This window comes from Microcoleus sp. B3-D7, from assembly GCF_036705305.1.
Lineage (GTDB): Bacteria > Cyanobacteriota > Cyanobacteriia > Cyanobacteriales > Microcoleaceae > Microcoleus.
The window spans coordinates 12324-39155 of record NZ_JAUBUE010000008.1 but is presented as its reverse complement, the minus strand read 5'-3'; the positions used below and the strand labels follow the sequence as shown (position 1 = coordinate 39155).

Sequence of the window (26832 nt, the reverse complement as noted above, 5' to 3'; positions counted from 1 at the left end):
CAGCTAACACAGAAGTCAACAGTTAACGGTTAACTGGAAAACCCCCGTAACAAGCGTCGGGGGATGAGGTTAAGAATTGTAGACGTTTTCTGACTGAGAGGTTTCGCGGGTGATGGGTTTGACTTTGGCTTTGGCTTTGGCTGCGTTGCGTTTGAGCGCCTGGAGACGAGCTTCGTATTTAGCCCGCTGCTGTTTTTTGGAGGTTTGCTCGATTAAGGTTTTTAAGGCGCTGCCGAGGCTTTTGTAGGCGTTTGGGAGAGTGTAGCCGAAGCGGGTGGCGAGGGCGAGGGCTTTTTCGTCTGCGTCTACTGCTTCTTTTAAACTTTTCTCTCCGTTGTTTTTTTGGTAAAGTCTCCAGCCGGAGACGCCGCACAGGGATAGGGCTAATAACAGCAGCAAGCCGTCTTGCACCCAAAGTTCGCCGACAGCGCCGCCTAAACCAATGGCCAGGGCCGCCATTTCCCAACCGTCTCTGGGGATGGTGTCGTTTTGGATTCTGGCGACTTCGTGCCAAAATAGGAGGTTGCGCTGATCCATTGCTAGCTGTTCCCAGCGGATCAGGTCTATTTGGATTTCTACCTGGTCTTTGCCTATTTCTTCGCTGCGGATCAGGGTAGGATTAACTTCTATTGTTTTTTCTACTGTTACCCAACTTTGGAGTTCTGGGGGCAGTATGTTTTTCAAGCGCCGGATCTCACTCATCTCGGCTCTTGCTGTAGAGGTTGCATAGGATGTCATAGCTCCGGCCTATTGATTTTGCAAAGGTTAATATATGTCTATTTCTGGAGTATAGCAAACCTTGAATCCAAATATAGTCGAGTAACGGGGGTCGATCGACCAATACTTGCAATTTTACTTGATTTTAGTCTCTGGGGGCGATCGCAACTGCCTGCTAGATCCTTGACTTTCGACTATTTCATCAACGCTTCGATTTCTTGCCGTAATTTCGACCAAGCCGACCAAACTTCCGGCTTAGAAGTTATGCCTTTTTGAACTAAAACAACTCCGTCAAATACTTCAGCAATTCCGTACAAACCTCGCCGTAGAGATTCATCGGTAAAACGCACTCCCGCCAGAACTCTACCTCGGTCAACGGGAACTTTTAAATTGTTTTGCTGCAACTGCCACAACTCCAGAAACTCATAATTAATCAACAGCTAAATTTTTTAAAGTGGCGCCAACTAAATCCGTGTAATATGAGTCTAACAGCTTGTTTTATTTTCAGTTATGGAAAATATTTATCATTGTAAATACAGGAAAGTCTTCTTTTTGTCCCCATATCCTCTCTTTTTTTGCCTCGTTTAACATTCATTTTTTTCTCTTTTTTTGCTACATGAGCGCGATCGCCCACAGTCGGGTGTTCGATCGCGCACAGTAGCGAGTCGAAGCGCCCGCTGCTGGCACTAACTAATGGTCTACCCCCCTTTCGTTCTTGCAGCGGATATTACCCCTTTTCGGGGATTTACACACATTATTCAGACGCGATTTAAATGATTAAAGTGACTTGAGAAGACCGCTTTCTAACTGATAAATTGCTGCCATAATCCCGCTTTCAGGATTTGTGAGCAAGGACTTTTTGACATCTTTCAAGTATTCTACAATGTGTGCCCGCAAAATCGGTCTTTCTACTTTGACGGTGTGATTGTAATCCCACAAATCCCAAATGATAATTCCGATGCCGACAATCGGGTCGATTAAACTTACTCCCAACTGACTAGCAACTGTACCGCCTGTTTTTGTGGCTACCTTGGCGGCGGCTTTGCTGGCAACTTTTGCCGTAACTTTACTACCAACTTTAGCTGCGACTCCCAAAATTAAGGGTTTAGCAACCAAGTAACCGCTACCGCCAACTAATACTTTTAATGATAAATTCGAGACATTTCCTTTGTCGCTAATAGTGGTGGCAATATCGTTCAGGTATTTGTCCCACTGTACTTGCGGTATGTTATAATTGTTTTGAACTACTTTCACATTCTTGCTAACTTCTGATATATACAAGTTAGCAGTATCTTGAGTGATTAATTGAAATCGCAGTTGAGCGTTTTTGGGTACCAGCACTCGGTTAGCAAATTCTCTTTGAAAATCTTCGGTTAATTTTTCGGAAACAGCACGAGATGCTGCTGTCATATCAAATCTGTTGAGAACAGCAGATTTCACGAAATTAAAAGGTACGGTAAACTCCATCTTTTTTTGATTGAAGTAATCAAAGTACCAATCGAGAAAACTGTTGTCTACTCGTGCAATTACTTCGGCTTCCCATTTGTCCAATTCTTTGGATGCGAAAGTTTCGGCTGTTGTATGGGATTTTTGGATGGCGTTTTTAACGTCTTGGTTGACTTTGCTAAAATCGTGTGGCGGCGAGACTACAACTGCTGTGGTTCCCGTATTTGTTAGTGACTGGGAAATTAAAAAGTTACCTAATAGGGGAATGATGACTACTAAAATTACGATCGTCCAAATCATCGGTGTGACAGTTTTGATAAACTGACCGATAACTCTGAGACGTTCTGTTTTCTCTGAATAGCTAATTTCTTCCTTGTCTTGACTCATGGCGGTTTCTCAACTGATGAGAGTTGGGCTAGTTTCGATTATAGGCGGCGCTTCCTGAATTGTGTTACGGGCGTGTGGCCTGGGATTCTGGAAAAGTTGGGGAAAAGTCCGCGCGAAGCTACCCCAAAGGGAATAGCCAGTTTTAAATTTTTGACTGGATAGAAATTACAGTGGTACTATTTTTGAATATATCTCAAGCTGTTAATATGACCTTAGATCCTTATTGTAAATTGATTGAAAAGTACGATCGCACTCTTCATCCGCGTTAATCTGCGTTAATCTGCCTGCATCAGCGGTTCATAAAAAAATAAAAGAGCGATCGCCCTTGAAGCGTGCCTCAAACTTGATAATCCTTATTTGATTATCTTTTAGCCTGCTTTACTTAACACAAGCAGAATGTACTGGTCAAGACTAACTCCTTCCCTTTCCGCTTTTTCTGCTAAACTCAAATGTAGAGATTTAGGAATCTGTAAAGATAGACTTCCACTATACTCAACTTCCGTTGCAGGTAAAGGAATCTCATCGCCGCACTCATAAGCAGTCTCTATCCACAATTCCCTAGCTTCCTGAATATTCTCCATCGCTTCGGACAAAGTTTCACCCTGAGACATACAGCCAGGAAGGTCTTTAATTATAGCTGTATAACCTTCAGGTTCTGGATAAAAATTGATAGGATATTTCAGGCTCAAGTAATAATCTAGGGATTTAAGCTTGACTTTCATCTTCTGATTCATCGCTCCATTCCTCTAACTTCAATAATGCCACAATTTGCCTGACGTAGACTCCTTTTACCTTCTGACCGCCCTTTTTAGGGACTGTAATCTTTAATCCATTGGCATTTCGGAAAGAATGGTGACTTCCTTTCGATCGCTTTTCTTCAAACCCAAAAGCAGTTAGGATATAGCACACATCGTCAAACCGCACTTCAGACGGGTTTGATAAAAATTGTTCTATCAGTTTTCCTAACTTACTCATCTTAACCAAATTTTCCGACTATCTATCACAGCTTTCCAGGACTTACGCAGTGATAACGATTTTTTGTCATTCTCAGCGATAGCGAAGAATCTCAAGGTCTGATACTACCGTTACAATGCGTAAGTCCTGTTTCATTAGGGGGTTGTACTTATATCTAATAAGTTATTGTAATCCTCTTGAATCTCTAGGGAAGGAATTTCAATATTTAAAAGAGACATATAACGATGACATATTGCTCTCGCCTCATCGATCAGTTTTTGCAACTCATCTTGTTTAAGCCTAGTCATCTCTTCAGGCATTGGCAAGTAGGGCGCGTTTTCATCATCCTCATTTTTTAATATATTCCTGTTTTTTTCCCTAACACCTAAAGCTTTTTTATATTTAAAAAGTTCTGCCTTGTCATAGTGAGCTATTGCTTTGTCTCTCTGATTAAAAAGTATTTTTTTCAATCCATCTAGATTCTGATCGTAATCTTTGTCATCCGCTTTTTTATCTTTGAATTTAATTTTGTCTTTCTCTAATTGTTTTATGTCTAACTCACCTATTTCCTGGGAGGTTTTTTTCCATGATTTATAATTACTATCAACAATTTTTAAAATTTTGGGAACGCTTACAGCATCATCATGTGAGTCATATACTTGACACAAATATAATACACACAGGTCGCGAAATCCCAAGGCAGTCATCGTCCAGAAATGACGTGCTTTAGCGTATTTTTCTGGTGTACTACCCAAACCATACAATAAATCATAAGCTACCGACAAATAGTATTGAGCATCGGATAGCCTATCATTAATAGAGTGAACCATCTCACCAAATTCTTCTTGTTCAACTGTCATTTTGATAGCCTTTTATTGATGAACTTATAAAGTAGGGTAGGCATTACCTACCCCACTTATATAATTATAGCGGTTTTTACAGTAGTGAAAACCGGAAGTAGATGAGCTAGAGATTAAACCTTCGCTTCATTCTTCACCAAATTACCCCAACCCAAATCCTTCAGCGAATTATTCCGGCGCAGCGGACGAGTCACCAACTCCAAAATATCCCGCGCATTACCAAAGCCGTGAATCTGAGCAAAAGTAAACTCAACAGACCACTTAGTATTAATTCCCCGCGCTTCCAAAGGATTAGCGTGAGCCATACCCGTAATCACCAAATCAATATTCTGCTCGTAAATCCGCTGAAGCTGATTGTAATTGTCCGGTTTTTCCACAATCCGAGGAGTAGGAACTCCCATCTCGTGACAAGTCTTTTCTAACAAAGCCAATTCCGCCGCCTGATAGCGCTTGTCCATGTAAGGAATGCCAATTTCCGGGCAAGTCATGCCGCAGCGAATCAAGAAACGTGCTAAAGAAATCTCCAGCAAATTGTCGCCCATAAAGAAGACAGATTTGCCGCGAATTATTTGCAAGTAATCTTCCAAACCAGCCCAAATTTGCGCTTCCCGTTCGTCCAAACCTTTTGGTTCAATTCCCAACACTGAGCAAATCTTTTCAATCCAAGCGCGAGTTCCGTCAGGGCCGATCGGGAATGGCGCACCAATTAGCTTACACTTGCGGCGGCGCATCAACGTAGAAGCTGTGCGCGACAAGAACGGATTCATGCCCGATACATAATAACCTTCTTCCAAGACTGGCAATTCAGTGTAGCGCTTGGAAGGAAGCCAACCGGAAACTTTGATTCCTTGCTTCTTCAATTCTAGAGTTAGCTGAGTAACAACCGGATCGGGCAAAGAACCGAAAAGTACCAGCGGTGTGTGCTTGACATATTCCGATTCATCTGCTGCAACTTCCTCTTTTTTCTTGCCGAAATTCAGCAGTTGAGAGATAGCATTGCGTTCTTGTTTCTGAGATTCCATCACGGGCGCTTTCTCAGGACATTTAGCAGCCATCGCTGCTAAAACGGTATCTTCCCCTTGAGTAAAGGCGTAATCCAAGCCGTTAGCGCGCGCTGTGACGATGGGAATGCCAATTTCGGCTTCCAGCTTCGGTGCTAACCCTTCCAAGTCCATTTTGATGATTTCGGTGGTGCAAGTGCCGATCCAGACAATTACACTGGGGTTACGATCGCGCTTAATTTGCAAGCACAGCCGCTTCAACTCATCATAATCGTTTAACTGAGCGGAAATATCGCCCTCTTCCAACTCAGCCATCGCATAGCGAGGCTCAGCAAAAATCATCACGCCCATTGCGTTTTGCAAGAAATAGCCGCAAGTCTTAGTACCGATGACCAAGAAAAAGCTATCTTCAATTTTTTGATAAAGCCAAGCTACGCAGCTAATCGGACAAAATGTGTGATAATTGCCTGTTTCGCATTCAAAGTTTAAAGCTTCCGGTTCATTAGTAGTAATAGCAGTCATATCTCAAATCTTCTCCCTTTAAATTGTTTTTCTTCTCGAACAGGACTTGCGGCGGAGCGAGGAAACGCCTGGATTTTGCCATCGTCTCGGTGCGGTCGCCCAGGAGAGGAATAGGTTGTTTTTCCTCTCGATCACGAACAGGCGCAGTGGGGATAAAACACCTGTTTTGCGCGATCGCGACGCACAGCGAACAATAAATAGAAATACCTATTTTTGGGCTAATTCCTGTGAAAAATAGATGCAACCACTCAATATTTCCGCAGAAGCCGCAGCATCCAAAATTCTGGCTAAAAAATTCTGCGCGAGGGCATACAATCCCTCACAGCAGGGATTTAGTTTACTTCAAATCGCTAAGGAAAAAAGCCTTTTGGCAGTTGTGAGTTGGAGCTAATTAAAAATTAACAACTCGCAACTCACAACTCACAAATAGAGCGGGAAACTTCAAGACTAGAACAGATGCGGGCGATCGCAACAACCTCACTTAAAATCAGATAAAAACCCGGAAATTTCTTCATCCTCATCGTCGGAATCCAAATCGCCGAGACCTAGAGCATCTAAATCATCTTCGTCAGGATCTCCGGTAGTTGCTTCCCCCAGATCGTCGAGTCCGAGATCATCGAGGTCATCGTCATCAGATACAGAGAAATCGTCAATACCGTCATCGTCCAAGTCGCCCAGATCCATGTCTAGGTCATCTGAGGTCGCTGTCCCAAAAGGATCGGGTATTTCTTCGGCGACAAACTCTTCATCTTCTTCCCCAAACGGATCGGAAATCCCCGATTCGAGATCTCCCGAGGTCAAAGTCCCAAATTGTGAGGCTTCATCTTCCTCGTCATCGCCGAGGTCGAGACCGCCCAAAGCCAAAGCTTCATCTTCCTCGTCATCGCCGAGGTCGAGACCGCCCAAAGCCGAGGCTTCATCTTCCTCGTCATCGCCGAGGTCGAGACCGCCCAAAGCCAAGGCTTCATCTTCCTCGTCATCACCCATATCAAAGTCAGATACGGCGTCTTCCTCATCGTCGCCCATACCGAAGTCAGATACGGCGTCTTCCTCATCGTCTTCTAGACCGAGACCGTCCAAAGCCGAGGCTTCTTCCTCGTCATCATCCATGTCGAAGTCGGAGACAGCTTCTTCCTCGTCCTCGTCCATGTCGAAGTCGGAGACAGCTTCTTCCTCGTCATCGTCCATGTCGAAGTCGGAGACAACTTCTTCCTCGTCATCGCCCATGTCGAAGTCGGAGACAGCTTCTTCCTCGTCATCGCCCATGTCGAAGTCGGAAACCGCTTCTTCCTCAAACTCATCGAAGGATTCCTCCTCTGAGCTCAGTGCTGACGCTGCTGCTGCCAGACCGGCGACTCCGGCGACTCCGGCGACTACTCCGCCGGCTGCTAAGGCAGCACCGCCCAATTTATTAGATTTGGCTGCGGCGGGTGCAGCAGTTGCAGTTTGAGCTGCTACGGGTGCAGCAGTTGCAGTTTGAGCTGCTACGGGTGCAGCAGTTGCAGTTTGAGCTGCTACGGGTGCAGTAGTTGCAGTTTGAGCTGCTGCGGGTGCAGCAGTTGCAGTTTGAGCTGCTGCGGGTGTTGGAGATTTGCCGGCCGTCTGCGGCGCGAGATTTGAGGGCATACCCAGCGCTATGTCCGGGTCAAAATTTAGCCCCAACACTTCGATCAGGCTGTCTGCATCCGGCTTGAGTTTTGAGAAGGGCAGCATTAATTGCTGGAGTTCCGGCTCCAGGGCAGCCGCAATTCCCAGGATGAGGTAAGAAACAGGCCTTTTCCCGCCGTCGGGTGTGGCGACCGTGTTCTCAGCCGTCATGTGCAGGAGCAGCCAAGCCCGATTTACCTGGTAGTAGTCCAACCACTTCTGTTTGAGAGCAACTGAAAAAGTATCAAAAAAAGCCATAACCTCTTTATCCTCATCCTGATCGCTAGACCTATTAAACCATCATCAGGTCTAGCTCATCTTCCTCCTTCTTGACCACCGGTTGCACTGGATTTAGATAAAAATCTGAAAGTAAGGCGAATAATTCGCGATCGGGCGTGTCGTTGGGCACTACTCCTTCGGGCATGGCCAAAATCTGGTCAGCGATGTTGAGGTAGTAATCGCAGACGTAGTTGAGGGAAGGATCGCTTTCAGCCATCTCAAACAATGTTTTGCCTTTGACGCGAGAAACGCGAATGTCTTCAATCAGGGGCAGCACTTCCAGCACCGGCATCGGTACAGAGTCAATGTATTTGTCGATCAAGTCGCGCTTTGAGGTGCGGTTGCCAATTAAACCGGCGAGCCGCAACGGGTGAGTGCGGGCTTTTTCGCGGACTGAGGCGGCGATGCGGTTGGCTGCAAATAAAGCGTCGAACCCGTTGTCGGTAACAATCATGCAGTAATCGGCGTAGTTCAATGGGGCTGCAAAACCGCCGCACACTACGTCGCCGAGTACGTCGAACAGGATGATGTCGTATTCGTCGAAGGCATTGAGTTCTTTTAGGAGTTTGACGGTTTCACCGACTACATAGCCGCCGCAGCCAGCTCCTGCGGGAGGGCCGCCTGCTTCTACGCAGTCAACGCCGCCGTAGCCTTTGTAGATGACATCTTCGGGCCAAACGTCTTCGTAGTGATAGTCCTTTTGCTGAAGGGTGTCAATAATGGTGGGGATCAAGAAGCCAGTGAGGGTAAATGTGCTGTCGTGCTTTGGATCGCAACCGATTTGCAAAACTTTCTTGCCGCGCTTGGCTAGGGCAACGGAGATGTTGCAGCTTGTTGTTGATTTACCAATTCCACCTTTTCCGTAAACTGCTAGTTTCACTCTTGGTTCTCCTATAGGTTTCTATCAAAACGATGAGGGCTGGGTTTTCATGCTTTTTTTCGCTCGCCCAATTGCAATAGCCCAATTGCAATAGCCCAATTGCAATTCCCTTACTGTCAGTCGATTTGAGATTTCAGATTAAAGAATGGACTCCACAGATGAATCTGGGGCTTTTCTCTAACTTAAATTTTCTCTCTAGACGACTTTTGTTTGGGGCTTGTATCCGTCTTTGGGTTAGACCAATTTTGGACTCTGCCCTTAGTCACCTCGTTGAAAGCATTATTAGCTAACTTGCGATGAAAAGAAAGGGGGCGTCTAAATGAAAATGCTAGTAAATTGGTTTATTTTGCATCTTTGGGAATCTTAACTGGTTTTTTGATATAAAAATCTATTTTTAGATTATTTTTAGATTTTAAATTAATTTTAGAATACTTTCTTAATAAAAACAGGTACAAAAATAAAACAAAAATTAACTTCTCAAACAATCTGGGCTTTTGGCTTTGGGGCTAGGATGCAGGCAGTTGATGGCTTGTGCGGGTAACTGGAACCGTCATAAAGGCGCTAGTGGATGAGGCCAACTCGAAGTGAGTTCGGATCAGTTGGGTCAGGGCAGGGCAAAGTTATGGGATTTTAGATTTGAGATTTGAGATTTTAGATTGGGAAAGATGGACTTTGGTGGGGTTTCTGGTGTTTTGTAAAAAATTGTGAATTTTTAGGAAATGGTGGGGATTTGGAGAGTGGGGGAGTGAGTCGGGAAGAGGGAGAGTGGATGGGGAGAGTGGGGGATTGGGAGAATATCATGTCTTCCCCATGACTACTGATACCAGTTGAAAAAAAGAATGCAACTGTAGGCCCGTGATCCAAACCACGAGCTTAATGAGTCATTTCCAATTCTTCAATTTTTCAATCTAAAATCTAGAATCTAAAATCTAAAATCTAAAATCTTAGGACTGCTGACTAATGACAACTGACGATCGGAATCTCGATCGCAAATTCAGTGCCCCGTCCAGCTTCGGAAACGCAGTCGAGCCGCCCCCCGTGCTGTTCGACAACTAAATGGTAAGAAATCGACAGTCCCAACCCAGTGCCCTTGCCGACTGGTTTGGTAGTAAAAAACGGGTCAAATAATTGGCGGCGAATCTCATCAGGTATGCCCCGCCCGTTGTCGGAAATGCGGATCGCCACAAAATCGCCACCAACAACTTCAGTGCGAATTGTAATAGTGGGAAGAGTCAATGGAGAACTAGGATTAGACGGGGGTAAATTTTTCGCATTTCTCGTCGCCCATTCCCCTTTCTGGATTTCTTCATCCAAAGCATCAATGGCATTGCCGATAATATTCATGAACACCTGATTGATCTGACCGGCACAGCACTCGATGTGGGGCAAATTGCCATATTCTTTAATAATCTGGATAGCTGGATGTCCGCCGTGGGGTTTGAGCCGATGCTGCAAAATCAACAAAGTGGTTTCGAGTCCCTCGTGAATGTCAACGAGCTTGGTGTTAGATTGATCGGATCTGGAAAAATTACGCATCGACACAACTATTTGGCGGATGCGCTCGGTTCCTACTTGCATAGAAGACACTAGCTTAGATAAGTCTTCTACCAAAAAATCGATTTCCATCTCTGCTGCTGCTTCCCGAATTTCCGAGACTGGTTCCGGATAGTGCTGCTGATAAAGTCCCAAAAGTTGGAGCAATTCTTTGATGTAGTGGCTGGCGTGGGAAAGGTTGCCGTAGATAAAATTAACAGGATTGTTAATTTCGTGAGCGATACCGGCAATCATTTGTCCCAAAGAAGACATTTTTTCGGTTTGCACTAATTGAGTTTGAGTTTGCTGCAACTTTCGCACAGTCTCCTCTAATTGCTGTGCTTGATTTTTCAAGCAATTTTGCTTTCGCCGCAGGACTTCTTCGACTCTCTGGCGCTTGATAATATCCCGTCTCAACAATTCATTGGATTCTAAAAGTTGAGCTGTGCGTTCTTCAACTTGTTTTTTTAAGTCGTCGTGAGCTTGGCGCAGGGCTTCTTGGGCCCGTTGCCTCTCTAAAATTTCTTCCTGCAAAAGTTGGTTGGCTTTCTGCAATTGGGTGGCTCGATCGTCCACTGCTTGTTGCAACAGCTCGATCGTCCCATACATTTCAGATTGGTTAAAAACTTGCGGCAAATTTGTCTGAGACACAACGCCCAAAAGTTCTCCCTGGCTGCCAACTACTACCAAACGGCGGACGCAGTGGCGCTGCATGGACTGGTGGACACTCCACAGGGAATCGGCGGGAGATATGCAAAATAAAGGCGCACTCATGGCCCTTGCTGCTGGGATTTCCGAGAGGTTGAGCTCGAGGGCGTGAAACTGCACGATGTCGCGCTCGGTGACAATGCCGATCGGAATTTGATAATTTTGTGGTGGTGCGATCGCCCGATCGGGATGCTGAGTTTGCTCTTTGACAATGACGACGGAACTAACTCGATGCTTGACCATGAGCTGGGCTAAATCGAGGGCTGAGGCAGTTGTTGGGGCAGAAATGACTTCTTTCGTCATGACATCTGCTGCACAGCGCAAATTGGTTAGCAAGTTAATCGGTTGCAGGGCTTCGTGAATGGCTTCGCGGGTGATGATGCCGAGAAGTCGCGAGTCGTCGTCCACTACGGGCAAATGCCGGATCTGGTGCTGGCGCAACGTGAACATAGCTGTGAAAATATCTTGAGACTCGGATTGTTTGAGGGTAATGGGCGATCGAGTCATTACGTCAGCAATTGTCAGTCCGACTGTACAAGCTGCGACGGTAGTTAGCTTGACGATATCCCGTTCTGTAAAAATGCCGATCGGTCGATTATCTTCCACGACTAATACACAACTGCGCTTGGCTGCGCTAGCAACAGCGTTTTGTTTTTCGCCACAAAGCTGACAGGAGACGCGCATCGGGTTCATGAGAGCCAACACCTGGGCGATCGGGGTTTGTGGAGGCACGGTGAGGGGGTGGCGGTCGATCGCCCGATCTAAAGGCGAGGAGTAGATTGGTCGGCTGTTAGGGCGTCCGGCGGGTTCTGATGATTTAATTACGGGCAACTGCGGGGCTAAATCTCGGAAATGTTGTAATTTTTCTTCTTGTAGCATGATTATTAATTTTACTTAATGAGTTGTTACAATTTTGGAGACTTGGGTTGGCAGACTTAGCATTAATTAAGCGAGTGACAGATGCTCGATCGCCTAAAATCTGATTGCTAGAACACCCTTATTTAATTTTTATTTTTTAAATTCTATGTCGTGGACTCCCTTAAGTCATCGAATTCATCACTTGCCGCTTATCCTTGCGGGCCCGATTTTGCGCCGGACTGAAAGTCGGGCCGTGACAGTTTGGCTGGCTCTGAAAGCACCCCGCCGAGTCGAACTCAAGGTTTATTCGACTGAGGGCGGAATCGGCGAAATTGTCGATCGGCCCTTGCTCCAAGGTGCGAACTCTACCGTGCAGCTCGGCAAATACCTGCACGTAGTCGCGGTGACTGCTAAACCAATTAACACCAATGTCTTGACATCGGGGCAAATTTATGCTTATAACATCGAGTTTGCTGCGAGTAGCGAGTCGAACGTCGGGGGTGCAGTCCCAGAAAATGAGAAAGAAAATCTCATTTCTTGCCTGTGGCCTGCCGCCCCTGATTTATCGGCTTTGGGGCCGGGGACGATTAGTTATTTCGCTCACCAGTTGCCGACTTTTGCCCTGCCACCGAACGATTTAAACTATTTGCGTATCGTTCACGGTTCTTGTCGCAAGCCCCACGGAGACGGCAGAGATGCGCTGCCTATCTTGGATAATTCGATCGAACAGTTTGCAGGAACGGCAAATAGCAGGCCCCATCAACTGTTTTTAACGGGCGACCAAATTTACGGCGACGACGTTGCCGATGCCATGCTGTGGGCCCTGACTGATGCTGGCGATACACTGTTGGGCTGGGAAGAGAGTCTACCCCTGATGGATGATGCCCAAATAAAAAAGAATTTGTGTATCAGTATACCTAAAAATTCGGAAAACGAAACTGCACTGGGCCAAGAGAGGGAAATTTTTAGAGAGTCGCCAATTCAGAAACCGTCTGATGCTGAGTATGAGTCCAAAAAACCAATTGAGTTACAGCCGGGGACTCGCAGCGATATTGCCAGAGATTTTGGCGGCTTTACGGCGATGTTGGTAAATAAACCCAACAATGCTAAAAGTCACTTGTTTAGCTTGGGCGAATATTATGCGATGTATTTGTTAGTTTGGTCGCCGGTACTCTGGTGTACGAGTTTTCCGAAGGGTAAGGATATTTGCCCAAATTCTAAGCAGGCAAAAGTCTGGGATAGAGAAGTTGTTGAACTTGACGGTTTTGCTCGCAATTTGTGGAGGGTGAGGAGGGCGCTAGCGAATATTCCTACTTATATGATTTGCGACGACCATGATGTTAGCGACGATTTGTATTTGAATCGAGAGTGGTGTTACCGAGTGCTGGGAAAGCCGCTGGGACGGCGGGTGGTGCAGAATGCTTTGCTGGCTTACGCTGTGTTTCAGGCGTGGGGAAATACGCCTGCACAGTTCGATCGCGAAAAACCGGGAGATAAATTATTAACAACTGCTGAAAAATGGTCGAATTCGGCGGGGAATGATGTTTCTGCTTGGGAGGAGGCGGCTTCGTATTTGGGAATTCCCAGACTCGATCCGAAAACTCATTTGCCTAAGTTGAAATTAGATGAAGATGTTTTTATTTTGGATCGAGATGAGGAGGGTGTAAGTGAGGTTTTGAATTGGCATTTTAATGTGAGAAGTTTTAAGCACGAGGTGATTGTGCTGGATACGCGGAGTTGGCGGGGGTATCCGGTGAAAAGCGCAATCGATCCGCCCATGCTTTTGACTCACAAAGGTTTTGAGGAGCAAATTCAGAAACCTTTTAAGGAGACTGATTTGCTGAATAAAACTGGGGAGTTTGAGATTGAGGCGACGCTGGTAGTTGTACCAACAAATTTGGTGGGTCTGTGGATTATTGATGCGGTGCAAAAGTGGGATGTGGAACAGGGGAAGGTTTTTAATAGTGATGCAGGGGATGCTTGGAATTTTCATGAGTTAGCTTTTGTAAAGCTGTTGTCGGAGTTTTTTAAGCAGCGCGATCGGGTGATTGTGTTGACCGGGGATATTCACTATGCTGCTGCTGTGCGACTGAGTTATTGGTCGGATTGTCATTTTGGCGATTCTCGATCGAATATTGAGCCTTTGAAGGGGGCGAATTATAAGTCAAATTGTCAAAATTCTGTGTTGGCGCAGTTGACTGCTAGTGCTTTGATCAATGAGGAGTGGAAAACGCATTTAGTTCATACTAAAATTAAGTCGCTGTTTCCTGAGCGATCCCACGAATGTTTGGGATGGAATGAGCCACTGGAATTAATGAAGATTTCGAGGGGTGGCCGAAAGAAAGCTATGGCGGCTGCTCTCAGGAATAGACAATCTCTGCCTGATTGGGGCTATCGGATTGACTGGATTAAACGGCAAAGAGCTCGGGTATTTTTGCTGCTAGAAAAGGGAACTGCGTCAGATAGATCGCATAAAAATAAACAATTGTCATTCCTGCGTAGGTTGTGGAATTTTATATCGCTCTTGTGGCGCAATCGCTGGCTGCAAGAGGGTGATGAGATTGTGGGATATAGCAATATTGCGATCGTCAGTTTTCAGTGGCCTGCTGAGGGTGATGGAGAGAAAGCGGTGATGCAAAATGTTTATTGGCGGCCTCTTTGGGAGCCGGATAGTGTGGTTTACAGTCAATATTTTGTGCCACTGGGATTGGATGAGGATGATTAGATTCACGATTTCTTGAAGAAGTCGGGGATTTCGATACGGGTACAATATTGTGATGAGTTTGTGGCAGTGTCCGCCGGGGGTTGAAACCCCAGTCTCATAGCTAAAGTCGGTTGGAAGTGAGAGGTTACACCATTCTTGCTTAACAGGCTTTCGGGCCTGTTCCACAAAGAATAAGTTTTCTTGTGGGGAGTAGGGGTTGGGCAGGAGATCCCGCCCAAAAAAGGATTATTGATATTGGTGCAACATCTCCGGTGGAACTGAGAGGTGACACCATTCTCAACTCTCAACTAGCCATACTGCCAGCGACTAACAGTGATGTCAAAACCGTGCTTACGAGCTAAACTATGGGTACGATCGATATTAATTAACAGCCCCAACACTACCAAAGATAGCAACAAAGTTTCTCCGGCAGTCGCAGAATTTTCAGAGCAGGCCGACCTGCTCAATCAGTTAAAAGCCAGACGCAAAAAGTTGAGGGCGCACTTGGCAGATATGGAAGTCGTTTTGGAAATATTAGAAAACCATCAGCACGAAAGTTGATCGTAAAACTAACCTTCTTGATGTGCGATGAACCTGAAACCCTTGATGGATATAGCATAGACTAGAAAGCCCGTGACGAGATTTGAACTCGTGACTTCCTCCTTACCAAGGAGGTACTCTACCACTGAGTTACACGGGCATAAAAAATTAAGAACCTCCAATTAAAAAATTAATTTTTAATTCTTAAATTTTAACTTTTTATTAAATTGAGGTGGGCCGAGCTAGATTTGAACTAGCGTAGGCGTAGCCAGCGGATTTACAGTCCGCCCCCATTAACCGCTCGGGCATCGACCCATTTCCATCACAGTTATATATCCTAGCACCAGAATCTTTATTTGCAACATTATATTTAAAACTCTAATCATTAACTTTAGAACACATAAGTTAGTTAGCGGCTGACGGGAAATTTGAACACTGTTTAAGGTGTGCATTGCTACGTCTAGGCTGGGTGCCCGCCCGGAGCACCCTAAGTCTAGACTTAGCCCAAATCCCTAATTCAGTAATTCTCCGGTTTCTTGCAGGGAGTGCAGGCGGCGGTAAATGCCTTGTTGGCTTAAGAGTTCTTCGTGGCTGCCAATTTCGACGATTCTACCGCCGTCGAGTACGACGATCGTATCGGCTTCGCGAATTGTACTGAGTCTGTGGGCAATAATGATGGTGGTGCGCGTACCGAGGATATTTTGCATGGCTAGCTGGATCGATCGCTCGGACTCATAGTCCAAACTAGAAGTAGCCTCATCAAAAATTAACACATCCGGCTCCACCAACAGCGCCCTCGCAATCCCCAACCGCTGCCGCTGACCGCCGGACAACCGCATTCCTCTCTCTCCGACCACGGTATAGTAACCTTGGGGCAACAGCCGCACAAAATCGTCTACTTTGGCAATGCGACAAGCATCCTCAACTTGCTCGAAAGTTGCATTTCTGTTTCCGTAAGTCAAATTTTCCAGCAAAGTACCGTTAAAAACGTCTACTTCTTGGTGGACAATGGCTAAACGCTGGCGGTAGCGAGTCACGTCTAAGCTGCGAATGTCTTCGCCGTCGATCAGAATGCGGCCGGAGTTTGGTTCAAAGTAGCGAAACAGAAGTTTAACTAAAGTCGATTTCCCGGAACCCGATCGCCCGACTAATGCTACAGTTTGACGGGGATGAATCAATAAATTCACATCTTGCAAAACGGGTTTTTGACTGTCGTACCCGAAGGTCAAACCGCTGAGCTCAACTTTGCCGGTAAATTTATAAGGCGACGCCGATCGAGCATTTTCTGCTAAATTAACTGCATCAACACCGTCTGGCGTTTGCATAAACTCGTGGAACCGGATCATTGAAGAATAACGCCGCGCCAATAATTCGGCGATAATGCTAATCGGACGCAGTTGGGAATATGCCATGCTTGCCAGGGTGTAGACGGTAACAAAATATCCGAGGGAAATTTTGCCTGCAACCGTGGCTGCTAGGCTAAAACCAAGAACTGAAAACAAACACAACTGGACGATCGTCTGCTGGTATGTCCCCAGGGTGACGTATCCTTTGTGAATGCGGTTGATCACGACTTTTAATTCGCGATCGAGTCTAGTGGTTTGCCTTTTGAGTTCATCGCTTTCTGTCGCAAAAGCTTTGACTGTTTTGATGTTGGTGATAATTTCCGAGTTGCGGCTTTCGGTATCTTCGATGTATTCATCGAGAATTTCTTCTCGCGCAGTCACCCCTTGCAGGCCTTTGAGGGTGAAACTGAGGATAAATAGGAATGAAACCAAAATTAATAAGCCAATCCGCCACTCAATTAAGCAGATAACGGCAAAAATGCCGATTAAGCGGACGACTTCGGGGATGAATTCGCCGGCAATTTCTGGGTAAGTCCAAGTATGGTTGGCGATGCCTTTGGCGATGCGGCTGGCAATCCGTCCGGCGTTGTTTTCGTCGTAGAATTCTAGGGGTAAGGTGAGGATTTTGCCGATCGCACTTCTCATTCGATCGCGCCTTGCCCTCAACGGTATCGCCCAGTGGAACCAATTTCCCACCCAAGGCTGTACCGGTGCTTTGGCGACTGTTACCAGAAAAATTATGCCCAGCAAGACCGATAGCGATAATATTTTGTTGGATGAGTGCTGGGTAACAGAGGCGATCGCTGTTATCAGTTTTTGGGTTACTGTATCTGTAGGTTGACCCGACAATACGTTTAATATTTGACCGATCGCGTAGGGAACAAGCAAATCGGCTAGTGCCAAAATGCTGGATGCGCCTATGCTGTAAACGGAGATTTTCCAGTAGCGACTGTAGTATTTGAAGATGTCCTGAAAGCTTGCCATAAATTCTTGTTGAGATACAACCCTTGCAAACACTTGCATTTAAAATTGCGCTCTCGGCGCGCTTTGTTTACAAGTGTACTACAAAAGTAGTTGATCGGGGAGTCATCTCGGCTCATGCTAGCGACTCGCCCGATCGGGTGATTTATGGCAATCATTTGATCGTCAGCAATCGATCCGCATTCCTGGGCAATCAATTCCAGACTAAGGGCAAAAAAATGCAAAAGACAGAATTTTTCTTAAATTCTGCCTTCTGAGCAAGACCTTATAAGTTTTACGTTTGAGTAGTCTGTTAGCTGAAGGTGTAGGCTGATTGCAGCGCCCACCAGATCAAGAAGCCGATGCCGCCGGCAATGACAATCGCCGAAATGGCGATCGCTATAGGACTGTCAGCTCCCTTGAACTTCATGATTCCGCGATTTAAATCTGACATGACAGTGTTCTCCCACAATTCCAGCTTGATTGTAGCTTTGCCGTCGGCCGATGGCGGTCAATTTTCACGGCAATTACTGATTTGGTTAATGATCTGGCTGCTGAAATTGCAGGTGGGGGGTGGGTTTGGGGGGGGTTTACTGGGTTTGTGAAAAAAACTTACTAAAAAGACTTGACAAATTTCGAGAATTGAGACAATATTGTTAATACCGCAGGAAATGCGGGTGTAGCTCAGTGGTAGAGCGTCACCTTGCCAAGGTGAATGTCGCGCGTTCGAATCGCGTCACCCGCTTTAGAAGATAAAAAAATCAAGGAAACCGGAAAGTATATCAAGAAAGTTTTCGGTATAGTCCTAATGATGGTTGAAAATACCTAAGTTAGTGGTAAGATTGAATCCAGAACTTGCAAGTCAAAATTGCCGATCGGGCCATATCTCGGAACAGGCAGTTGAAAGCCTCGGTATGCCGAAATTGACAAGTTTGATTAAGTGGATATGTTAACGATTATTTTTGCAAAAACGCTTTTTTTATCCGATCGCTAGTGCCATCTCAAAAAGCTCCAAAAATTGACTTAAACGATGAGTACCCCTGTCCTTGCCGACGCCGGGGTCGTCTAGTTCCCATAACGTTGACAGAAGCCTTTGGCTGCAACCGCTGTCAACAAATATTTGTATTGGACGAAAGTGGATACGTGATTGAGCAACTATCAACGAACTATCCTTACAAGCAGGCTTGGCGGTGGACGGGCAACCAGTGGAACAGAGCGCATCCGGGTTTGAAGGCCCATTACTTGCCACTGGCTTTGGGTATGATATTGGTGCCGCTAGTGATTTGGTTGCCCTTGGCGCTACACTCGCCGGGCCCGAATATTATTCTGTGGGCAATGGTTGCGGTGCTGCTAGCAATGCTGCCGGCGCTGATGGTATGGCTGGCTTATAGGCGTTAGCTAGATGATAATAGAGGATTTTACCCATTCATCAGATGCCGCAAATGTCGCGCGTCGTGCTTATCAAGCTTCTTTGGAGTTGGCTGCGACAAAGAGTGCCGATCGCGCGGCAGCTTTGCAGGCGATGGCGGGCTCGCTGAAACGCAGACAAAATGACATTTTAGAAGCAAATACTCTGGATCTAGAAGCGAGTCGGGACATGGCGATTCCCGAGTTGATTGTGGAGTGGCTGAAGCTGACGCCGGAACGGATCAAGACAACTGTGCAAATTCTGGAACGGTTGGGGGAAATGCCAGATCCGATCGGCAGGGTGATCAATGCTTCTTATCAAGTCGATCGCTGTCAGGTGTACTGTCAGTCGCTGCCACTGGGGGCGATCGCTCTAATTTACGAGGCGTTTCCCGAGTTGGGGGCGATTGCCGCGGGTTTGTCTCTCAAAAGCGCTAACAGTTTGATTCTTAAAGGTGGCAGCGAAAGCTGGCAAACTAATACAGTAATTGGAGAAGCTTTGGTTTCGGCGATCGATGAGGTCGGTTTGCCATCGGGATGTTTGCAGGTACTGCCGCCGGATCGGGGCGCTTCGATCAGAGAATTGGTCACTCAAGACCAATATCTCAATTTAATTATTCCCTACGGCAGACCAAGTTTGGTGCAGCAGGTTGTAAGGTTGTGTACAGCACCAGTTTTGAGGTCAGCAATGGGAAATTGTTACCTTTATTGGTCACCGACTGGCAGTTTGGAGATGGCAAGGTGGATGATTTTGGACAGCCATCAAAGCATTCCCGATCCTGTTAATGCGATCGAGAAAGTGCTGATCGATCGCAACCAAAAGCCTTCTTCCTTAGTTAGGCTGTGGAACAGTTTAAAAGAAAAAGGCTTTCAAATTAGCGCAGATGCGGATCTTGTCGCAGATTTCCCAGACTTGAAGCTGGCGGAACCATACGAGTGGACTCAACCGTATTTAAACAAAACCATAGCGTTTAAAGTTGTCGATAGTTTAGAGATTGCGATCGGCTGGATCAACCGCTACAGCAGCGGCCACGCTGACTGCATCGCCACTGAATCTTACTTAGAAAGTCGCCAATTTGCTCTGGATGTTAACAGCGCCTCAACTTTTATTAATGCCTCACCTCGGTTTTGGCGTTATCAAAATCGGGGAGATGCGATATTTTTGGGAATGTCAAACCAAAAAGGTTATCGTCGGGGATTGATCGGGTTAGATACGCTAACGACAATTAAAGAAATTGTTCAGGGAAACGGACTTTTTTAATCTTATAGGTTATTTAGGATTGGTTATTGGGATTAAACCAAACTGAAAAGTGGGAGACTATTATCGATGCGTAAGCCTTTAATAGTTGTCCAAAAATATTTTTATAGGATACAATAATATCTGGGTAGAACAATCAGGCAGCCTTGATATAAAGCAATTTGATCACCAGCTCCCGGATAGCCGCAGTGGAGACAAAAAAAATCTCCGCATCCTAACAATAAGCCGCCGGATTTATGTGTGGGTTCAATCTAAAATCGGGTACGGGATCTAATTAAAATTAGAAACTTATTAAGTCACATGAAAATACTCTTAGCGATCACATGAAATCAGAAAAATTACTCAATACTTTAGACAAGACGGCAACGCCGACTTTAGGAAAAGAAACGCTAATTAACCACTCGCTATATATAAAAAAATTGCGTCCGCTGCTGCCGTCAGATGCCTTTGAACCAGATACCAGCAAGTTAGCAATACTATTCATCAACGCTGCTATTTTATTGCTGGGATGGGGAATTGCTGCTAATCTCGATCGCTGGCCTGTCTATCTTTTAGGGCTTTACTTACCTTTAGCCGTCATCATGGGCAATAGTATCATAGTTTTGCTATTTAGCTCCCACGATTTGATGCACGGTAGCGTTCAGAAAAAGTCGCGCCTCACTTATCCGATCGCCTTTTTGGGACTAAGTATGCTGTTTATGCCGCCTACTCAGTGGAAAAATCTGCACAACCTTGTACATCACAATAACACGAATTCTTTAGCAGACCCCGATCGCAACTATCTCTACCAGCAACCAGATACTTGGGGAAAATGGATTCAAAATCTATTTGTACCGTCGGTGGAAGTCAATCCAGTGTGGTTAATTGTAGGGATGGCCGGTTCGTGGTTAGTGCATAATTTCCGCAATCTCACCTCGGTACTGTTCTTTAACGATAAATCTGTCGATTACGTACCGGCTGCGTTTACAGTTAGTCCTAAAGATAGATTGACAATCGCATTTGAATGTCTGGGAATTTTAGGAATTCATGCCAGCATTTTGTTCTACCTAAATTTTCATCCGCTCAAAATCGCTCTCGCTTACTTTTTGCCGATCGCAATTGGTCATGCAGGCGCAATGTTTTACATCTATACCAACCACATGGGTTGCCGGATGACCGCCATTAATGACCCGCTGATCAACAGTATGTCAGTGCGGGTTCCTAAAATATTTGACCTGCTGCACTTGAATTTTTCTTACCACACAGAGCATCATATTTTCCCCAGCATCAACTCAAACTATTATCCGATGGTGCAAGAGTTGTTGCAAATTCACTATCCCGAGCGCATGAATTTAATAGAGGCTGGTAAAGCTTGGCGATTGCTGATGCAAACACCCCGGCATTATCAAGATGAAGTCACCTTCTCTGATTCCTCTGGTACAATGTGCGTGAATTGCTCGATTGTTGAAGACTATAAAAGCTGAGAATTAGCATTGCAACTCACATCTTGAACCATGCTTAAGAACAGGCTTTCCGGCCTGTTCCACAAAGAATGAATTTTCTTGTGGGGTGGGCGTCTCGCCCGCCCCAAAAAATACAATTCTACATACTGATGCTATTGAGTACCAACGAAGGCTTGAGAGCCAAATAAGGGATGACTCGTTTTTGATTGTTAGCATCAATCTTCTGTTCAGCCATATTCAAATTTTGCTGGAACTGTCTGGCTAAAAATTCGATCGGCGTTCCCGCAAAAACTTCGTCGAAACTCATCCGGTAGAGTTCTCGGAAAGATTTATCGTAATAACCCAAACGGTCATATCGATAAGCTGACAAAATAAACAGAATTTTCAGTTGTTCAGCCGCTCGCTTGTACGGAGGAAGCAACCGTAAAATGTCCTTTTCCGTAATCACTTCGAGAGTCCCAGAAGCATTAATTTTGGGAATGTCCCGGTATGCTGCCAAAGGCATATTGGCAGAAAAACTCATGTATTCATACTGGGGAAAATTGACTGCTGAATGCTGCGGGCCGCAGGTAAAAATTATGGTTGTGACAATTTTAATTAATTGTTCAACTGTGTCTATTTTGCTGGGCATTCCTTTGACTTTACCGCCCTCATTCGAGGCTAATTCTTGAGCCCAAGTTTGCAGTTCCACATCTTGGACGAGTGCTTCATTTGTCGGGTAAAAGAATTTGAGATAGCCACATACAAAGGTTTCGATCGCATTCCACAGCAGTAATCCATCATCTCGGTAAGGATAGTGAGGCAGTTGATTTGGATCGTCCATGCCCCGATTTTTCAGTTCGGTTGGGAAGGCAAATTGATCCAGACTCCAGTTACTGCAAGCCTCTCTAGCTATTTCCATTGTCTCTGGCAAGCTACCGCTTAGCAAGTCATCGACTGGCCCGCCCGGAGCGATCAAATAAGAACGCGCCAGCTCGTTGTTAGTCAACATAAACCGAAAGTGCGGTTTCAGCAGCAGGCTAAGGGGGTGATTTTTAGCCAACTGTCGGGCGGTGACGATCGCGATTGGTTCCATCACCAAATGAGTTCGACCTAAATGCGAACTCATTTCGTGGTGATTGGCATCTGCTACTTGCACGCAGAGTTTCGCAAACAGCCAATCCACAGGAGGATCGAACGGGGTGTAAAGATGGCTATTTGGCGTCGGATCTAGTTGAATGGCGATCGGCACCAGTTCACCGCGATCGCGGATTCCCGTCCACCGCCAAGCGAAAAAAGCTCGCGGTTTTGGCAAGAATTTTCTGCCTTTTTCATAGCTGCCGCCTCCAATTTTTGAAGGCGCGCGATAGTGTTGGTCGCTACCCGTATAATCGGCAATGTAAATGTTTTTTTGTTGCAACTCTTGGCCCAGATCGAATAATGGGTGAAAGCTGGAAATTTGTGCCAGTGTTTGCGCCCGAGGATCGCCGGCATCTAACAAACGAAGCATCATCGGATTTGCTCCAGACAGGCGCTGTTCTGCAAAAGAGCGATCGGTTTGGTAGATTTTGGCAACAGCAGGTAGCGGCAGCAGACTAAACAAATCTTCATAGTCTTGGAGGTCGTCGAGAGGATCGAGAAAACTTCTCGAATCGGCCGCCAGCATATTTCCTGGAAGTTCCGATGTTGCTAGTATCCGCTCTCCAATATACTTGCTCGAAAAGTTCTCGACTGGTGGCACATCTTTCAATAATGCCAAAGGTGATAAACTCTCATGGTCAAACTGATAAGCTTGTTGCTGGCGATTCAAGGAATCACGGCGCTGTTCTTGGTTCGGATCGTCTTGAGGAAGAGAAGGTTTCATATTGTCTACCATTGTATAGATTAACCCTTTTTCGGTAGTAAAAAGCCGGATAGCATCACTACCGATCGAGGATGGAATTTAAAAAGTATTGTGCATGATCACGCTTGATATAAGTCTTATTCACCGAGCAATAATCTTATTCCGGATTTTTTTAAACTCAGAAAAATTCCTCAAAAGAAGGCAACACTTTTCGATCGCCCTAAATCTAGTTTGAAAGGTTTCATTCTCCCTATAAGTAGCTCGCACTCAAGAACCCCGACTTCTTTGAGATGTCGGGGTTCGGGGTGTTCGGTTTTTTGAGCTGGGCCTACGGATTAGCGATTAGGCATGAGTCATTAAATATTGACCGTTGCCGTTATATTCGCCGTCGCAACTCGCGAAATTAGCCACAAACCAAATTAAGTAAAACCGCCAGATGCGGCGAAATTTGGCATAGTCAATGCCGTAGTCTAAATCTTTGACTATTGCCTGAGAATCGTCAAAGTTTTTCAGCCAGTTAGCAAAGGTTGTGGAGTAATTGTATCCGTTGATATACCATCTTTGAACTGTTTTGAGGTCTTTATTGTGGCTGGGAACGGCATCGTATTTCCAGTAACGGCCGTGGGGGAAAATGTATTTGTGGGTGAAAACGCTGGATATATTGTTGGGGGTGCGAACTGTGATGATATGAATGAAAACTTTGCCGTTATCCTTCAGGAAAGAGGCGAGCTTTTGGAAAGCCTTCGTTAAATTACCTACATGCTCAAAAACTCCGATGGAGAGAATTTTGTCAAATTTTGTCTCGAAGTTGGCGTCGTTCAAATCGCTTTCATATAGGGCAAATCGACCGGAACTAAGGTAGCTTTCGGGGTCTTGCATCTTCTGACGCATATACTCGCATTGGTGGTGGCTGAGGTTAATGCCAGTAAACTCGACATTAGGGAATTTGGAAAGAATGTAATTGGGAACGCAACCCCAACCGCAACCAAAGTCTAAAATGTGATCGCCATCCTGAATCTCTAGCTTTTCAATAACATCATCAATCATCTGCATTTGCGATTGTTCAAGGTTGGTGGCTCCTTTTTCCCACAATCCCATGCTGTATTTAGGATAAATGAGTTTCCCGTCGCCTAACATCGGATTCAGCATGGCTTGAGGCAAGTCGTACTGAATTTTCATTAAATCTTGCGATCCTTCGGCTGTATGGTCTGTTTCTGTTAGTACCCATTCGTAGGGTGCAAGCAGGGAGGGAAAATGCTTAAAAAAGACGGGCATACAGGTATCAAAAAGCGATCGCAATACTGAATCTGGGACTTCTAATCCGTTGATGTAAGACTCTGCTACTGCCATTTGCACCGTGTTAACTGCACTGACTGCGAGGCGGGTTGCTCCGTAAGCGATCGGACTTTTGGTATGCACATCTCCCACTAGGGGAATGTGCTTTTCGAGGTTTTGTAGGGCGGTTGATGAAGTCATACTTATACTGGTTTTAAAGATGCTGCTATTCTATCTCACGAAAATTGGCTGGTGGTTAGAGAGCAAAAAAGCTGAAACTATTGCCAAGTAAGGTTGGTACAGCAAAACTTCGCAAAATCCTAAAAATATATGGCGGTTGAAGGGGATTTGATAACGGATTTATCGGGGTTTGGGCGATAATAATTTTATTAAGAATTATGTCAGTTTATTTGATATCTTAGATCTCAGATCTTAGATTAACTCTACAGCTTGAATAGGGGTATTTTCACGGTGCGAGGAAAATTGTAGTGCTCAGTTATACATTTTAGATTTGAGAATTGGGAATGACTGATGAGCTAAGAGTTGGACTATTGCCTAGAGTTGCATTCTTTTTTTAAACTGGTGTCAGTTGGGCGCTTGAGCTGACGCAACGAGAAGCAAATGCCGATCGCGACTTATAGTTAAGGAATCAGGGATACAGAAAAAATGCCCAGAAACCGGGTTTGCATACAGGTTCGCTGCAATAACAGATGTCCGCGAGATTCCTCGCTAATTAGCTAGACGCGCCAAATATGCCACAGATTCACTATCTGCCGGACGATCGCACGATCGAGATAGACGACGACGATATAATTCTCGAAGCTTCCCTGCGTGCCGACATTCCCCACACCCACATCTGCGGCGGTAGTGCTCGATGTTCGACTTGCCGGGTATTGATTGTCGAAGGTTTGGAATTTTGCTCTCCGCGCACTTCGCCGGAAGAGGAACTTGCCAAAAAATTGCGTTTAGAACCGGAAATTAGGCTAGCTTGTCAGACACAGGTTGCGGGCGGCAAGGTGATTTTGCGCCGATTGGCGATCGATTCTGAAGACTTGGAATCATTTAACGACGAAATGGCGGGAAAGTCAATTTCTGCTCCTGTCGGGCAAGAGAAGAAAATTGCAATTTTGTTTGCCGATATTCGAGGGTTTACTACGTTTGCAGAGTCGCTGTTGCCCTACGATGTAATTTATGTTTTAAATCGCTATTTCCAAAAAATGGGTTATGTGATCAACCGCAATGGCGGGATGATTAATAATTACATGGGAGATGGTTTTATGGCGCTGTTTGGGTTGGAAAATCCCGACAAAGCGGCGGAACAAGCAGTGAGGGCTGGGGTGGAGATGCTGGAGGAACTAGAGAAACTCAATCCTTATTTTGAGACTTTATACCGTCACCGATTGCGGATTGGGATTGGCATTCACTGCGGCTGCGTGGTTGTGGGGAAGTTGGGCGCGTCGAAGAGTCAGACAGTTACGGCGATCGGGGATGCAGTGAATTTGGCCAGCCGGATCGAGGCTGCTAACAAGCAAGTGGGAACAAGTTTACTGATTTCCGAGGAGACTTATCAGGAAGTTAAGGCATTGGCGATCGTCGATCGGTGCGTATCCGTGCCAATTCCGGGGAAAAGTGGCGAATATCCGCTGTATGAAGTAGTCTGGATGCCGCCGCTGCCCGTGGAAATCGAAGAAGTTTCTGAGGTAAGGGAAGGTTTTATTTGGCAAAGTTTTGTCAATAAATTTTTGGCTTTGTATGCTGCCCCGTACAATTGGATTAGGAAAATCTGGAGTCAAATTAGAAAACTCTAGAGAAACTTTTTTTAGTTTTGTTATTCCCTGGAGAAGATGAATATTCCTCAGTCAATAGTTCGCATTTTTCTCATGCTCCCCAACGGTCAGATTGGGGCCCAACTGCGAGATAATATTCCCGGTATTGCTAGTCAAGGAATGCTTTCTACTTTTGGTGGTGGCGTGGACATTGGAGAAAGTCCACAGCAGGCAGCCCTGCGAGAAATGGAGGAAGAAACTTGCCTCACAACCAATGATTACAAAATGGAGTTTATCACAACTTTTACTCACCAAAAGACCCACAAAGATAGAAAAATTTTACAAAACAACCACCTTTTTTTGGCTACAGTTAGCGATTGTGATAAAATAGAAATCAAAGAAGGTGTGGGTTTGGTAGTTTTGAGAAAAGATGTAGATTTCGAGAAAGTAAATGCAGGGGAAGGTACTCAAATGGCTTGGAAATGGTTGCAGGAATATTTACAATAAAAACTCCCACACT

Annotated in this window: 21 protein-coding genes and 3 tRNA genes; 8 read left to right on the top strand and 16 right to left on the bottom strand. The window is 45.5% G+C overall.

Translation table 11 applies throughout. The features are described 5' to 3' along the window. Nucleotides 1-69: 69 nt before the first annotated feature. The 10 genes from QUB25_RS08415 to QUB25_RS08370 all read right to left on the bottom strand — a co-directional run bounded on the left by QUB25_RS08415 (nucleotide 70) and on the right by QUB25_RS08370 (nucleotide 11813). Nucleotides 70-738, bottom strand: coding sequence for a DUF3318 domain-containing protein (locus QUB25_RS08415; RefSeq protein WP_015178535.1), 669 nt, complete (start codon nucleotides 736-738; stop codon nucleotides 70-72). A gap of 173 nt (nucleotides 739-911) precedes the next feature. Continuing rightward, on the bottom strand, nucleotides 912-1154 hold the full coding sequence (locus tag QUB25_RS08410; RefSeq protein WP_333040342.1) for a hypothetical protein: 243 nt from the start codon (nucleotides 1152-1154) through the stop codon (nucleotides 912-914). A 340-nt stretch (nucleotides 1155-1494) separates the two neighbouring features. Then, nucleotides 1495-2550 (bottom strand): hypothetical protein, encoded by a 1056-nt coding sequence (locus QUB25_RS08405; protein ID WP_333182715.1) that lies wholly within the window; start codon nucleotides 2548-2550, stop codon nucleotides 1495-1497. Nucleotides 2551-2918: 368 nt separating this feature from the next. Then, the gene (locus QUB25_RS08400) at nucleotides 2919-3284 is read right to left on the bottom strand and encodes a type II toxin-antitoxin system HicB family antitoxin (RefSeq protein ID WP_333182714.1); all 366 of its coding nucleotides are present in this window, start codon (nucleotides 3282-3284) and stop codon (nucleotides 2919-2921) included. After that, complete coding sequence (locus tag QUB25_RS08395) at nucleotides 3256-3525, bottom strand: type II toxin-antitoxin system HicA family toxin (protein ID WP_333182713.1); 270 nt, start codon at nucleotides 3523-3525, stop codon at nucleotides 3256-3258. The genes QUB25_RS08400 and QUB25_RS08395 overlap by 29 nt, the downstream gene beginning before the upstream one ends. A 134-nt stretch (nucleotides 3526-3659) precedes the next feature. Next, on the bottom strand, nucleotides 3660-4364 hold the full coding sequence (locus QUB25_RS08390; protein ID WP_333182712.1) for an AbiU2 domain-containing protein: 705 nt from the start codon (nucleotides 4362-4364) through the stop codon (nucleotides 3660-3662). Between the two features lie 113 nt (nucleotides 4365-4477). Next, nucleotides 4478-5887 (bottom strand): ferredoxin:protochlorophyllide reductase (ATP-dependent) subunit N, encoded by a 1410-nt coding sequence (locus tag QUB25_RS08385; protein WP_199292772.1) that lies wholly within the window; start codon nucleotides 5885-5887, stop codon nucleotides 4478-4480. Nucleotides 5888-6364: 477 nt separating this feature from the next. Next, a complete protein-coding gene (locus QUB25_RS08380; RefSeq protein ID WP_333182711.1) occupies nucleotides 6365-7792 on the bottom strand; it encodes a DUF5331 domain-containing protein in 1428 nt (475 codons plus the stop codon). Between the two features lie 34 nt (nucleotides 7793-7826). Continuing rightward, nucleotides 7827-8693: a ferredoxin:protochlorophyllide reductase (ATP-dependent) iron-sulfur ATP-binding protein gene (gene bchL / locus QUB25_RS08375; RefSeq protein ID WP_006634709.1), complete on the bottom strand. Its 867-nt coding sequence runs from the start codon at nucleotides 8691-8693 to the stop codon at nucleotides 7827-7829. Between the two features lie 957 nt (nucleotides 8694-9650). Beyond that, a complete protein-coding gene (locus QUB25_RS08370; protein ID WP_333182710.1) occupies nucleotides 9651-11813 on the bottom strand; it encodes a CBS domain-containing protein in 2163 nt (720 codons plus the stop codon). A gap of 145 nt (nucleotides 11814-11958) precedes the next feature. On the opposite strand from QUB25_RS08370, the gene QUB25_RS08365 reads away from it, so the two are divergent. Continuing rightward, complete coding sequence (locus tag QUB25_RS08365; protein WP_333182709.1) at nucleotides 11959-14517, top strand: PhoD-like phosphatase; 2559 nt, start codon at nucleotides 11959-11961, stop codon at nucleotides 14515-14517. A 315-nt stretch (nucleotides 14518-14832) separates the two neighbouring features. Continuing rightward, nucleotides 14833-15057 carry a hypothetical protein gene (locus QUB25_RS08360; protein ID WP_333061370.1) on the top strand — a complete coding sequence of 75 codons (225 nt, stop codon included), beginning with the start codon at nucleotides 14833-14835 and terminating at the stop codon, nucleotides 15055-15057. Nucleotides 15058-15124: 67 nt separating this feature from the next. Here the strand turns inward: QUB25_RS08360 and QUB25_RS08355 are convergent. The 4 genes from QUB25_RS08355 to QUB25_RS08340 all read right to left on the bottom strand — a co-directional run bounded on the left by QUB25_RS08355 (nucleotide 15125) and on the right by QUB25_RS08340 (nucleotide 17796). After that, nucleotides 15125-15196 (bottom strand) — tRNA-Thr (locus QUB25_RS08355). 73 nt (nucleotides 15197-15269) lie between these two features. Then, nucleotides 15270-15351: transfer RNA gene (locus tag QUB25_RS08350), tRNA-Tyr, on the bottom strand. A gap of 197 nt (nucleotides 15352-15548) precedes the next feature. Continuing rightward, nucleotides 15549-17366 (bottom strand): ABC transporter ATP-binding protein, encoded by a 1818-nt coding sequence (locus QUB25_RS08345; RefSeq protein WP_333182708.1) that lies wholly within the window; start codon nucleotides 17364-17366, stop codon nucleotides 15549-15551. A 289-nt stretch (nucleotides 17367-17655) separates the two neighbouring features. Beyond that, nucleotides 17656-17796, bottom strand: a complete 141-nt coding sequence (locus QUB25_RS08340) for a hypothetical protein (protein ID WP_172188980.1) — start codon at nucleotides 17794-17796, stop codon at nucleotides 17656-17658. A 219-nt stretch (nucleotides 17797-18015) separates the two neighbouring features. On the opposite strand from QUB25_RS08340, the gene QUB25_RS08335 reads away from it, so the two are divergent. The 4 genes from QUB25_RS08335 (at nucleotide 18016) to QUB25_RS08320 (ending at nucleotide 21470) form a co-directional block, all read left to right on the top strand. Further along, a tRNA-Gly gene (locus QUB25_RS08335) sits at nucleotides 18016-18087 on the top strand. Nucleotides 18088-18335: 248 nt separating this feature from the next. After that, nucleotides 18336-18740 (top strand): hypothetical protein, encoded by a 405-nt coding sequence (locus tag QUB25_RS08330; protein ID WP_039888086.1) that lies wholly within the window; start codon nucleotides 18336-18338, stop codon nucleotides 18738-18740. 4 nt (nucleotides 18741-18744) lie between these two features. Beyond that, nucleotides 18745-20010 carry a glutamate-5-semialdehyde dehydrogenase gene (locus tag QUB25_RS08325; RefSeq protein ID WP_333061367.1) on the top strand — a complete coding sequence of 422 codons (1266 nt, stop codon included), beginning with the start codon at nucleotides 18745-18747 and terminating at the stop codon, nucleotides 20008-20010. Nucleotides 20011-20330: 320 nt separating this feature from the next. After that, nucleotides 20331-21470 carry a fatty acid desaturase gene (locus QUB25_RS08320; RefSeq protein WP_333182707.1) on the top strand — a complete coding sequence of 380 codons (1140 nt, stop codon included), beginning with the start codon at nucleotides 20331-20333 and terminating at the stop codon, nucleotides 21468-21470. A 118-nt stretch (nucleotides 21471-21588) separates the two neighbouring features. On the opposite strand, the gene QUB25_RS08315 is transcribed toward QUB25_RS08320, so the two are convergent. Both QUB25_RS08315 and QUB25_RS08310 read right to left on the bottom strand, forming a co-directional pair. After that, nucleotides 21589-23292, bottom strand: coding sequence for a lipoxygenase family protein (locus tag QUB25_RS08315; protein ID WP_333182706.1), 1704 nt, complete (start codon nucleotides 23290-23292; stop codon nucleotides 21589-21591). A 321-nt stretch (nucleotides 23293-23613) separates the two neighbouring features. Further along, nucleotides 23614-24747, bottom strand: coding sequence for a class I SAM-dependent methyltransferase (locus tag QUB25_RS08310; protein ID WP_333061361.1), 1134 nt, complete (start codon nucleotides 24745-24747; stop codon nucleotides 23614-23616). A gap of 551 nt (nucleotides 24748-25298) precedes the next feature. Between QUB25_RS08310 and QUB25_RS08305 the strand changes: the two genes are divergently transcribed. Continuing rightward, nucleotides 25299-26354, top strand: coding sequence for an adenylate/guanylate cyclase domain-containing protein (locus QUB25_RS08305; RefSeq protein WP_333061359.1), 1056 nt, complete (start codon nucleotides 25299-25301; stop codon nucleotides 26352-26354). A 36-nt stretch (nucleotides 26355-26390) separates the two neighbouring features. Next, nucleotides 26391-26819 carry an NUDIX domain-containing protein gene (locus QUB25_RS08300; protein WP_333182705.1) on the top strand — a complete coding sequence of 143 codons (429 nt, stop codon included), beginning with the start codon at nucleotides 26391-26393 and terminating at the stop codon, nucleotides 26817-26819. Nucleotides 26820-26832: the final 13 nt, after the last annotated feature.

Excerpts from the sequence above, each read along its gene's own strand:
- QUB25_RS08415 (WP_015178535.1), bottom strand. The coding sequence starts at position 738 with ATGACATCCTATGCAACCTCTACAGCAAGAGCCGAGATGAGTGAGATC.
- QUB25_RS08405 (WP_333182715.1), bottom strand. The coding sequence starts at position 2,550 with ATGAGTCAAGACAAGGAAGAAATTAGCTATTCAGAGAAAACAGAACGT.
- QUB25_RS08400 (WP_333182714.1), bottom strand. The coding sequence starts at position 3,284 with ATGAATCAGAAGATGAAAGTCAAGCTTAAATCCCTAGATTATTACTTG.
- QUB25_RS08395 (WP_333182713.1), bottom strand. The coding sequence starts at position 3,525 with ATGAGTAAGTTAGGAAAACTGATAGAACAATTTTTATCAAACCCGTCT.
- QUB25_RS08390 (WP_333182712.1), bottom strand. The coding sequence starts at position 4,364 with ATGACAGTTGAACAAGAAGAATTTGGTGAGATGGTTCACTCTATTAAT.
- QUB25_RS08385 (WP_199292772.1), bottom strand. The coding sequence starts at position 5,887 with ATGACTGCTATTACTACTAATGAACCGGAAGCTTTAAACTTTGAATGC.
- QUB25_RS08380 (WP_333182711.1), bottom strand. The coding sequence starts at position 7,792 with ATGGCTTTTTTTGATACTTTTTCAGTTGCTCTCAAACAGAAGTGGTTG.
- QUB25_RS08370 (WP_333182710.1), bottom strand. The coding sequence starts at position 11,813 with ATGCTACAAGAAGAAAAATTACAACATTTCCGAGATTTAGCCCCGCAG.
- QUB25_RS08365 (WP_333182709.1), top strand. The coding sequence starts at position 11,959 with ATGTCGTGGACTCCCTTAAGTCATCGAATTCATCACTTGCCGCTTATC.
- QUB25_RS08360 (WP_333061370.1), top strand. The coding sequence starts at position 14,833 with ATGTCAAAACCGTGCTTACGAGCTAAACTATGGGTACGATCGATATTA.
- QUB25_RS08345 (WP_333182708.1), bottom strand. The coding sequence starts at position 17,366 with ATGGCAAGCTTTCAGGACATCTTCAAATACTACAGTCGCTACTGGAAA.
- QUB25_RS08340 (WP_172188980.1), bottom strand. The coding sequence starts at position 17,796 with ATGTCAGATTTAAATCGCGGAATCATGAAGTTCAAGGGAGCTGACAGT.
- QUB25_RS08325 (WP_333061367.1), top strand. The coding sequence starts at position 18,745 with ATGATAATAGAGGATTTTACCCATTCATCAGATGCCGCAAATGTCGCG.
- QUB25_RS08320 (WP_333182707.1), top strand. The coding sequence starts at position 20,331 with ATGAAATCAGAAAAATTACTCAATACTTTAGACAAGACGGCAACGCCG.
- QUB25_RS08315 (WP_333182706.1), bottom strand. The coding sequence starts at position 23,292 with ATGAAACCTTCTCTTCCTCAAGACGATCCGAACCAAGAACAGCGCCGT.
- QUB25_RS08310 (WP_333061361.1), bottom strand. The coding sequence starts at position 24,747 with ATGACTTCATCAACCGCCCTACAAAACCTCGAAAAGCACATTCCCCTA.
- QUB25_RS08305 (WP_333061359.1), top strand. The coding sequence starts at position 25,299 with ATGCCACAGATTCACTATCTGCCGGACGATCGCACGATCGAGATAGAC.
- QUB25_RS08300 (WP_333182705.1), top strand. The coding sequence starts at position 26,391 with ATGAATATTCCTCAGTCAATAGTTCGCATTTTTCTCATGCTCCCCAAC.